The organism is Pedobacter nanyangensis (assembly GCF_003313505.1).
Lineage (GTDB): Bacteria > Bacteroidota > Bacteroidia > Sphingobacteriales > Sphingobacteriaceae > Pedobacter > Pedobacter nanyangensis.
Genome location: NZ_QMHO01000002.1, coordinates 459,102 through 469,791, shown reverse-complemented (window position 1 = coordinate 469,791; position 10,690 = coordinate 459,102). Strand labels below are relative to the sequence as shown.

The following is a 10,690-nucleotide window of genomic DNA, read 5'->3' as shown; positions in this document are numbered from 1 at the left end:
TGGTTTAATTTGATTAATTAATCATCTTTTCAGTAAGTTTACCATAACTAAAATTTAATTACCTAACTAAAAAGACGTTTATATGGGATTTGTAAAAGAATTTAAAGAGTTTGCCGTAAAAGGCAATGTGATGGATTTGGCTGTCGGTGTGATCATTGGAGGCGCGTTCGGTAAAATTATCGATAGCGTAGTGAAGGATTTGGTAATGCCAATTGTTTCGGCCATTATTGGCCAACCTGATTTTAGCCAACTATACGTGGTGCTGAAAGGCGAGGTGCCGGCCAATACGGCTTTAGAGGAGGCCCGAAAAATACCTGAGACTGCAATTTTCGCTTATGGTAATTTTATCACTGTTGCCATTAACTTTCTGTTGTTAGCTTTGGTGATCTTTTTGATGGTTAAAGGAATAAACAGCCTGAAAAGAAAAGAGGAAGTAGCGCCATCAGCTCCACCAGCGCCAACCAAAGAGGAAGTTTTACTTACTGAAATTAGAGATTTACTAAAAAATAAATAAGATACTTGACCATAAGCACACCTTTCTTTTACTAGATAGCATCAAAATAGAAGGGTGTGCTTTTTTATGCCCATAAACTACATGATATATGAGAAAACTTGTTTTAATCTTTGCACTGATGTCAACATCTTACGCATTTGCCCAAAATAAAGCCGAGCAAAGCCTGGCAACAGTGGTAGAAAAAATGAAGAACGCCATGGTTAGCGGCGAACGCAAAGATTTGGAAGAAATTGCTGCCACTGAATTAAGTTATGGCCATTCTGGCGGAAAAATAGAAGACAAAGCCACTTTTGTAGAAACCATTGCGAGCGGTAAATCTGATTTTGTAAGCATTGATTTGACCAACCAAACCATCAAGGTTACGGGCGACATAGGTGTTGTACGACATGAACTACATGCGAAAACCAATGATGGAGGCAAGCCAGGCGAAGTGCATCTCGGTATTTTGCTGGTGTGGCAGTTACAGGGTAAAAACTGGAAGTTGTTAGCCAGGCAGGCTTATAAGTTACCTCATTAAATTATCTGATATAGAGGTTGGTATCTAATACTTTTTTCTCAAATTCCTCGATTGGATATTTGGCTTCTATAACTTTAAGCAACATTTCGGTAGCAAGGCGGCCAATTTCGTATGCGGGCTGCCTTACCGAGGTAAGCGAAGGGTTGAAAAGATCCAGCACATCCGAATTACTGAAACCTGCAATGGCCATATCAGCGGGTACCGATACCTTCAAATTTTTAAATACGCTTAAACAACCGGTGCTCAACCTATCGCCCGCTACAAAAATAGCATCCGGTTTATCTTTTAGCGCCAGCAGTTCCTTAATGGCTGTTTCCGTTTCCTCGTAGAGCATGCCCCCATGCGGACAGTATTTTACATAATCGTCCCTAAATTGGATGCCGTGGTGCGCCAAGGCTTTTTTGTAGCCGGAAAGACGTTCGATGCTAATGGACAGATAGCTTGAACTGGTTAAGTGGGCAATTTTTCTATAACCTGATTTGACCAGGTAATCAGTAGCTTCAAAGGCACCCTTTTCATTATCGGCAATAACTTTGTGCGTTACAATATCCTCAGCCACGCGATCAAAAAAAACGATGGGCAGGCCTTTGTCGTGCAGAGATTTTAGGTGTGAAATATCGGAAGTTTGCGAAGAAAGTGAAACTAAAAGTCCATCTACAGATCTAGAAGCCAAATGGTTAACGTTAATTACCTCTCGTTCGTATGATTCATGCGTTTGGGAAATGATTACATGGTAACCTTTGTCATAAGCGATGGATTCAATGCCGTCTATTGCCTGCGAAAAATAGCTGTTGGCCACTTCGCTAACCACCACTCCAATAGATTTGCTTCGGCGTTCCTTTAAGCTTAAAGCAATTGGATTGGGCTTATAACCAATTTGTTTAGCATAATCGGTAACCAATTTCTTTGTGGCCGGGCTTATTTCGTAGGTGTCTCTCAAGGCTCTGGAAACAGTGGAAGTAGAAAGGCCTAGTGCTTTAGCTATATCTTTTATGGTTACGGGCTCGAACATGCTTTGCTTATTAAATTATGCGGTTTATCAGGATAAATAGGCAGCTCAAAAATAGCACTATTTCTCCATAGTACTAAAGATATAATTTTTGCTTGATTTTGGCAACGTTGTCGGGAACGATTGCATAAATTTATACCTGCCCATCAGCGTAATATCTTAAAAAAACATTGTAGAATTGTTAAGGGATGGCACTAAAACCATCCGCATATAACCAAATTTTAACCATATTGTATGAAAAAAATCTTACTGTTTTTTTGTGTATTGGCTATGGGTATCCAGTTAGTGCATGCACAAACAAGACCAGTGACAGGAAAGGTTACTGAAAAGGCTACCGGATCACCACTTCCTGGCGTAGCTGTAACCATCAAAGGAACAAAAAATGCGGTATCTACAGGTGCTGATGGAACTTACAGGATTAGTATTCCAACAACGGGCAATACCACATTAGTATTTAAATCTATCGGTTTTAATGACTTAGAAATAGAGGTAGCTGCGAAAACACAGGTTAATGCAGCTTTAGAAGAAAGTTCCACAACATTAAATGAAGTAAAAATTGTAAATATTGGTTACGGTACAGTAAAAAGGGAAGCATTAACTGGGGCTGTGTCCTCGGTAGGGGCCAATGTAATTTCGGCCGCACCCGTATCATCGGCCTTGGAAGCCATCCAAGGCAGGGTTGCTGGTGTTAACATTACCGCTACCGAAGGTTCACCAGATGCTACCATGAACGTTAGGGTTCGTGGTGGAGGATCAATCAACCTAAGTAACGAGCCTCTGTATGTTGTAGATGGATTTGTGGTAAATTCAATTGCTGATATAGCTCCTCAAGACATCGAGAGTATCGATATCTTAAAAGATGGGTCTTCAACAGCAATTTATGGTGCCAGCGGTGCTAATGGCGTGGTTCTTATTACAACTAAAAGCTCTAAAGATGGCAAAACCGCTATCAGTTACAACGTTTTTGGTGGTACCAGAAAGTTAGCCAATAAACTAGGGGTACTATCTCCTTATGATTATGTGACTTGGCAGTATGAAAGAGCTTTGCTCGATAATAACTCTCCAAATGACTATACGCAGTACTTTGGTAATTATCAGGATATTGATTTGTATAAAAATGTAGCATCTAACGATTGGCAGGACATTATCTTCGGTCGTACAGGCACTACTTTCAATAACAATATCAGCATTAGCGGCGGTGGTGATAAAACCAAATATACCATAAGTCATACCTACGTGAAAGATAAAGCAATTATGCAGCTTTCAGGCTACCAAAGGCAAAACGTTAATTTTAAGCTAAACCATAAATTGTACAAAACCCTATCCCTGGATTTTGGTGTGCGCTACGCAGATACCAAGACCGAAGGTGGCGGGGCCAACGAAGTGAAAGAATTTTCATCGGCCGATTCGCGTCTTAAAAACGCTATGCTCTATCCGTCTTTTCCGGTGCCTAATTTAACTACCACCACTGAAACAGATGATGAGTTCAACTTATACAATCCATTGATCTCTATTTCTGATAATGATCAGTATATCCATCGTAAAACGTACAATATCAGTGGTGCCGCCACCTATGAGATTTTCGAGAATCTGAAATTGCGTTCTGATGTTGGATACGATGGTTTTAGAAATGATCAGGATCGGTTTTACGGTACAACCACTTATTACGTAAGGAATGCTCCTCTTGCAGAAAATCAAAATCTGCCTGCTATAATTTTTACCAACAGCACTAGAAATAGTTTTAGGAATACCAACACCTTAAACTATAGTTTTGATAAAATTTTAAAGCGAAACCATAACCTTAATTTGTTATTGGGCCAGGAATTTTTGAAAACTGAGCAAGCTACCTTAACCGCGGTAGTTCATGGTTTCCCCAAAACGTTCGGATTTCAGGAAGCTAGGGTGCTATCTACTCAGGGAAAAGCCAATTCAATTGATAATAACCAAGCCGCTGATCTAAAAAAGTTGTCGTTTTTTGCTAGAGCACTGTATGATTACAAAGGTAAATATCTATTCAATTTTACGTTCAGGGCAGACGGGTCATCTAACTTCGCCGCGGGAAACAGATGGGGGTACTTTCCTTCAGGTTCAGCCGCATGGCGAGTTTCACAAGAAGATTTCATGGCCGATACTAAATCTTGGCTATCTGACTTAAAGCTTAGGCTGGCATACGGTACTTCTGGTAACGATGGTATTCCCGGAGGACAAACCGTGCAGGTTTTTCAAAATACACCAACCAACTGGGTAAACGGTTTCAATAGTTTCTGGGCGCCATCAAAAACCAAGGCCAATCCTGATTTGAAATGGGAAACCATGGTAACCAGGAATATCGGTTTGGATTTCTCGCTGTGGGGCTCAAAACTTACCGGTACCGTAGATGCCTACCTAAATAGAACAAATAACCTACTGGTATTGTATCCAACTCCTGGTACAGGTTATGATAATACTTACATTAACATTGGCAAAACAGAAAATAAAGGCATAGAATTTAGTTTGAACTGGAATGCCGTTAGAAAAACCAACTTTGATTTAACCGTAGGTGGTAACATCAATTTCAACAGAAACAAAGTAATTTCTCTTGGGGTAGTTAAAAACATTAATGGTACATCTGGGTGGGCATCAACAGAAGTTGGTATCGACTATTTAGTTGAGCCAGGAGCTTCCTTAGGAAGAATATATGGCTACAAAAATGCCGGCAGGTATGAAGTTTCTGATTTTTCTGGATATAATGCTTCTACAGGTCGTTGGATTTTAAAGCCAGGAGTAGCTGATGCGTCGTCATTTATCGGCAATGTACGCCCTGGTTCTATGAAAATACAGGATTTAAACAACGATGGTATCATAAGCCTGTCTGATAGAACGGTTATTGGCAACACCAATCCGTTAAATACCGGAGGATTTACCATTAATTCCAGGATATTCAATTTTGACATAGGGGCATATTTCAACTGGAGCTATGGCAACAAGGTTTACAATGCCAATAAAATCGAATATACTTCAACCAGTAAGTACCACTCAAGAAATATGATTGATGTGATGGCCAGTGGCAATCGTTGGACTAATTTGCGTGCTGATGGAACAATCAGCAACGATCCTGCGGAGCTGGAAGCCATGAATGCCAACACGACGTTGTGGTCGCCTTTTATGAGAACTTTTGTTTTGAGTGATTGGGCAGTAGAAGACGGATCGTTCCTAAGACTTTCTACCATCACTTTAGGCTATACATTGCCAAAAGAGCTTTCAGCTAAACTTAAAATGAAGAAAGTGAGGGTATATGCATCTGGTTATAATTTGTGGCTTTTAACAAATTATTCAGGATTTGATCCAGAGGTTTCAACAAGAAGAGCAACCGGTTTAACTCCTGGAGTAGATTACTCTGCTTACCCAAGAAGTAAATCATTCTTGTTTGGTTTAAATGTTAATTTTTAAGAAAAGTATTTCAAAAAGAATATGAAAAAGGTAATCTATATGCTCGTGGCTATTGCAGGTATTGCTGTAGTAACCAGTTGTAAAAATACATTGGATGCGCCAAATAAGTCAACATTGGATGAATCGGTAATTTTCTCTACGCCTGCTTTAGCGGAGGGTTCAATTGCAGGGATTATCCAATCATTTGCAGAAACCAATTCTTATCGCGGTCGTTTTTTGGTATTTTACGGAATCAATAATGACACCGAAGTAAACAATTCGCTAAAATCGGTAGATGATGATAAATCGAGATTGTCAAACTACAACACCAATGTCAATAATGGTCAGATGAATACCGATAACAATGCCTACGCAAAATTTTATGAAGGTATTGAGCGGGCAAATATGGCCATTAGAGGAATCAGAAAATATGGCAAGGTGGAAAGTAATGCGCAAATGGCGCAAATTTTGGGCGAAGTTTTGACTTTAAGAGCAGTGCTTTATAATGATTTGATTAGAGGTTGGGGCGACGTACCGGCACGTTTTGAACCAATATCTACCGAAACTACCTATTTGCCTAGAGCAGATCGAGACGTGATTTACAAACAGTTACTAGCTGACTTGGCCGAGGCCTCGGGCTATTTACCTTGGCCAAACGAAAGTGCAGCTACGAGCAAAGTAGAAAGAGTAAGCAAAGCATTTTCAAAAGGTTTAAGAGCTCGTTTGGCACTGGCAGCGGGGGGCTATTCACAACGTTTAGATGGTACGGTGCGTTTAAGCGCTGACCCAGACTTAGCTCCCGCTAAAATGTATGAAATCGCAAAAAAGGAATGTTTGGATATTATCAATAGCGGAAAATTAAGGTTATTGGGTTTTGAGGAGGTGTTTAGGAAACTCAATGAAGAAAGCGGCGCCGCTGGACTAGAATCTATATGGGAAATTCCTTTTAGCGAAGGAAGAGGCAGGGTGATTTTTGATTTGGGAGTAAAACATTTAAAGACAGACCAATATACCGGCCAAAACAAAGGCGGTACCAATGGACCAAATCCAATTATGCTGTACGAATATGAAAAAGAAGACGTACGCAGGGATGTAACCGTTGTACCTTACGAATGGGATGGAGGAGACGGCACCAAAGGCGCCTATCAAGTTCCAACGGCTTTGGGTCGCTTGTATTTTGGTAAATACCGCTACGAGTGGATGAAAAGAAGGGTTATCTCAACCAATGATGATGGACTGAATTGGATGTACATGCGCTATGCTGATATCGTATTAATGGCTGCAGAGGCTATTAATGAAATTGACGGCCCTAATGCGGCTGCTCCGTACTTGAAAATGATTAGAGATAGAGCCTATCCAGGAAACTCAGGTAAGGTTGCAACATTTATGACTGCTGCTACCACTTCTAAACAAGCGTTTTTTGATGCCGTTGTTAATGAAAGAGCACTCGAGTTTACTGGCGAAATGTTGAGGAAAGGTGATTTGATCCGTTGGAATTTATTGGATGCAAAACTGGCCGAAGCTAGAGCCAAATTAGAGCAATTGGAAAACAGACAAGGAAAATATGCCTCATTGCCGGCAAAAATTTATTATAAAACTGCTGCCAACGGCGAAACAGTGGAAATTTATGGTTTAAACTTTGGAGATACTGACGCTATTGGCGCCGCAGGTGGTTACACGGCCAATAAAACCTGGACAATGGTGTCTTCCAGCGATGCTGTACCGTATTGGAACGCCCTTTATGTGAAACAACCTAGCAAACAGCAATATTGGCCAATTTGGCAAGTGTTCCTAGATGCCTCCAACGGAATGCTAAATAACAAACATTTAAATCTATAATTCGTATAGGCCATGAATTTTAATTATAAGAATATTTTTGCAAGCTTGGTGTTGAGCGTAGTTGTTTTTACTGGGTGTAAGGATGATATGCTTAACGAAATTACCGAACTTAAAACAGACAGGGCATTTTCGGCCACTGGCTTAAGCGCCAATGTGGTGAATAAAGTAAACGTGAGGTTAACTTGGAAACCGGTGGCTAACGCAGTTTCCTATACGATCGAGGTATTTGATAATGCTACATTAGCCGGAACACCAGTTAAAACCGTTAGTAATATCGTAGATGCTCAATTGCCATATACCATTACCGGACTGGCAGGTAACCAACAACATTCAGTAAGGGTTAAAGCAATAGGACGTGACGGAGCAGCTGAATCAAAATGGGTAAGCACCACCTTTAAAACTGATCCGGAACAAATTTTAAATGCAGTTAATTTGGGCGATATAACCGCCGGCTCGGTGAAAGTGACCTGGCCAGCTAATGAAACGGTAACCAGGCTAGTTTTCACCCCAGGCAATATCGTTTACAATTTAACTCCGGCAGATATTACCGCAGGTAGCGCAACTGTTTCGGGTTTAACCGCCGAAACACTTTATACGGTGGCTATCTTTAACAACACTATACAAAGAGGCACTACCACATTTACCACTGCGGTAGATGTTAGCGCATTTACGCAGGTACATAACGACTCGGAGTTTGCAACTGCCCTAGCAACTTCCGGACCTGTTAGGATAGCCCTGCATCCGGGTACCTATACTTTTACCAGTGATATCACTGCCAATAAAAATATCACCATAGTGGGTACAAGTGCCGTTAATAAACCAATAATTAATAGGGCAGTATTTAAAATGGCTGCAAATGCTGGCCTGGTTTTAAATAATGTGAAATTAGATGGGAACCAAGCAACCAATACCAACCAGTTAATTGTTTACAATGAGGCGTTAGAAGCCGCTTATGGTGCGGTTACCATCTTAAATAGTGAAATTTACAACTATCAGAAAGGGTTAATTTATATCAATGTTAAATCTCTGGTTGAATCCATTACCATAGAAAATAACATCATTAGAGATATTAATGTTAGCGGTGCTAGCTTTATAGATATGAGAGCTGGTTTCGCCAAAACGCTTACGATTAAAAATAATACTTTTTATAATCTTACTACCAACGATTCTTCTGTAAGAGACTTTATAAGATTAGACGCCACTACCAATTTCCCTACCGTTATAAATAACAAATTGGATATTGTTAACAATACCATTTATAACTTCTTGCCAAGTGCCACGGTAATACATAGATTTTTATATGTTCGTTTAACTTCGGTAGGGGTAACTATTAATAAGAATATTTTTGCTAACGTAAATGCGTTCCATTTTAAAAGTTCTACGGCACCAACCCTGGTTGCCATGTTGCAGAACAATTACTTTGGATCTGCAAATTTTTATGGTGGCACAAATGCGGCTTATTTATACGATGTTGCTGGTAATGGATATACCACTTTGGACCCAGGATTTACCAATGCTGCCGCCGGTAATTTCACCATCTCTAACATTGACCTAAAAACCAATGGAGTAGGTGATCCAAGGTGGAGACAATAATGATCTTCAGGGTGGGGCTCAAAGCCCCATCTTTTTTTAACACTTTTTAGTATATGTTTCGCCAATTTCTTTTAGCTTCTTATTTCTTATTCGCATTTTTATTTCCCATGAAACAAGATAAAACCACTATTTTCATCATTGGGGATTCTACTGCCGCCAATAAGCTCACTACCGCTTATCCCGAAACAGGTTGGGGCATGCCTTTTACCTATTTTTTTGACGAAACGGTAGAAGTAAATAATTTGGCGAAGAACGGACGGAGTACCCGTACTTTTCTTAGTGAGGGCTTATGGACGACGGCCTTGTCGACCATGAAAAAAGGAGATTATGTATTGATCCAATTTGGACATAACGATGAAAGTAAGCAGAAGGAAGATCGTTATACTACGCCGGAACAATACAAAGAAAACTTAACAAAATTTGTTTATGAAGCCAGGGCCAAACAAGCTATGCCAATTTTAATTACACCGGTATCCAGAAGAAAATTTGATAAGGACGGAAATGCTCTTGAAACCCATTTGGAATATACGCCTTTGGTGAAAGAAATTGCCGCAAAGCTTAACGTGCCGTTGATTGATTTGGATGAGAAAAGCCGCACACTTTACCAACAAATGGGAGAGGAACATTCCAAACTGCTATTTCTGCAGCTACAGCCTAATGAACATCCAAATTATCCCGATGGGAAGGTAGACAACACGCACTTCAGCGAGCTGGGCGCTAGGAAAATAGCCCAAATGGTGCTTCAGGAAATCAAGAATTTGAACTTGCCAATAGCTAACCAAGTGATCAAACCAATACTTAAAAAATAGTGAGATTAAAGGGCTTATATGTTTTGGTGATGGTATTGCTCGGTAGCTTTTCAGCTGTTGCTCAATCCAAAACTCCCTATGATTTTGTAGTGGCTCAAGATGGCTCCGGTGATTTTAGAACCGTACAGGAAGCGTTAAATGCCGTGCCTGATTTTAGGAAGGTAACTACTAAAATTTTCATCAGAAATGGTATTTATAAAGAAAAACTTAATCTTTCGCCATCTAAACACCTGGTGGCCCTCGTTGGAGAAGATGTTACTAAAACCATCTTAACTTACGATGACTGGGCGCAAAAGAAAAATATCTTTGGAGAGGAGAAGGGTACTTCTGGTTCATCTAGCTTTTATGTTTATGGCCCAGAGTTTAGTGCACAAAACATTACTTTTCAAAACACAGCTGGTCCAGTAGGTCAGGCCGTGGCGTTGTTTGTGGCTGGCGATAAAGCCCGGTTTATCAATTGCAGGATGCTGGGTTTTCAAGATACACTTTATACCTATGGCTACGGGAGTAGGCAATACTATTATCAATGCTACATTGAAGGAACTGTGGACTTTATTTTTGGTTCTGCTACCGCGGTTTTTGAGGATTGCGAAATCTTCTGCAAAAAAGCGGGATATGTTACTGCGGCATCTACACCTGATAGTACTAAATACGGCTATGTTTTTGTTAACAGCCGCATTTACGGCGATGCGCCCGAGGGTTCCTTTTACTTAGGCAGGCCTTGGCGTCCGTATGCCAAAACAGTATTCATCAATTGCGATTTGGGAAAGCACATCAGGCCCGAAGGTTGGCACAACTGGAATAAACCAGCGGCTGAAAAAACATCGTTTTACGCCGAGTACCAAAGCAAGGGCTTGGGAGCCAACAATAATGCACGCGTAAAATGGTCACACCAGCTTACAGCAAAAGAAGTAAGCGAAAACTACACGCTCCAGAAAATTTTTAACAATTGGAAACCGTTGGAGTAACCTTTCGTTACTAGGTCATGAAATCTATTTAGC

General features: G+C 40.4%; 8 protein-coding genes. 7 read left to right on the top strand and 1 reads right to left on the bottom strand.

From position 1 onward, the window contains the following. Positions 1-82: 82 nt before the first annotated feature. Positions 83-514, top strand: a complete 432-nt coding sequence (mscL, locus tag DUT71_RS05160) for a large conductance mechanosensitive channel protein MscL (RefSeq protein ID WP_113661446.1) — start codon at positions 83-85, stop codon at positions 512-514. Between the two features lie 118 nt (positions 515-632). Continuing rightward, a complete protein-coding gene (locus DUT71_RS05155; RefSeq protein WP_240186862.1) occupies positions 633-1,031 on the top strand; it encodes a nuclear transport factor 2 family protein in 399 nt (132 codons plus the stop codon). A gap of 1 nt (position 1,032) precedes the next feature. On the opposite strand, the gene DUT71_RS05150 is transcribed toward DUT71_RS05155, so the two are convergent. After that, positions 1,033-2,043, bottom strand: a complete 1,011-nt coding sequence (locus DUT71_RS05150; protein ID WP_113661444.1) for a LacI family DNA-binding transcriptional regulator — start codon at positions 2,041-2,043, stop codon at positions 1,033-1,035. Between the two features lie 231 nt (positions 2,044-2,274). Here DUT71_RS05150 and DUT71_RS05145 point away from each other — a divergent pair, with 231 nt between their 5' ends. From DUT71_RS05145 to DUT71_RS05125, 5 genes are all read left to right on the top strand, one after another. Continuing rightward, a complete protein-coding gene (locus tag DUT71_RS05145; protein ID WP_113661443.1) occupies positions 2,275-5,469 on the top strand; it encodes a SusC/RagA family TonB-linked outer membrane protein in 3,195 nt (1,064 codons plus the stop codon). A gap of 21 nt (positions 5,470-5,490) precedes the next feature. Beyond that, positions 5,491-7,287 (top strand): RagB/SusD family nutrient uptake outer membrane protein, encoded by a 1,797-nt coding sequence (locus tag DUT71_RS05140; RefSeq protein WP_113661442.1) that lies wholly within the window; start codon positions 5,491-5,493, stop codon positions 7,285-7,287. A gap of 12 nt (positions 7,288-7,299) precedes the next feature. Beyond that, positions 7,300-8,880: a DUF4957 domain-containing protein gene (locus DUT71_RS05135; RefSeq protein WP_113661441.1), complete on the top strand. Its 1,581-nt coding sequence runs from the start codon at positions 7,300-7,302 to the stop codon at positions 8,878-8,880. Positions 8,881-8,987: 107 nt separating this feature from the next. Further along, entirely contained in the window at positions 8,988-9,689 is a 702-nt protein-coding gene (locus DUT71_RS05130; protein WP_205313848.1) for a rhamnogalacturonan acetylesterase, read from the top strand. Continuing rightward, positions 9,689-10,657, top strand: coding sequence for a pectinesterase family protein (locus tag DUT71_RS05125; RefSeq protein ID WP_317048848.1), 969 nt, complete (start codon positions 9,689-9,691; stop codon positions 10,655-10,657). Before DUT71_RS05130 ends, DUT71_RS05125 begins: the two co-directional genes overlap by 1 nt. The last annotated feature ends 33 nt before the right edge of the window (positions 10,658-10,690 follow it).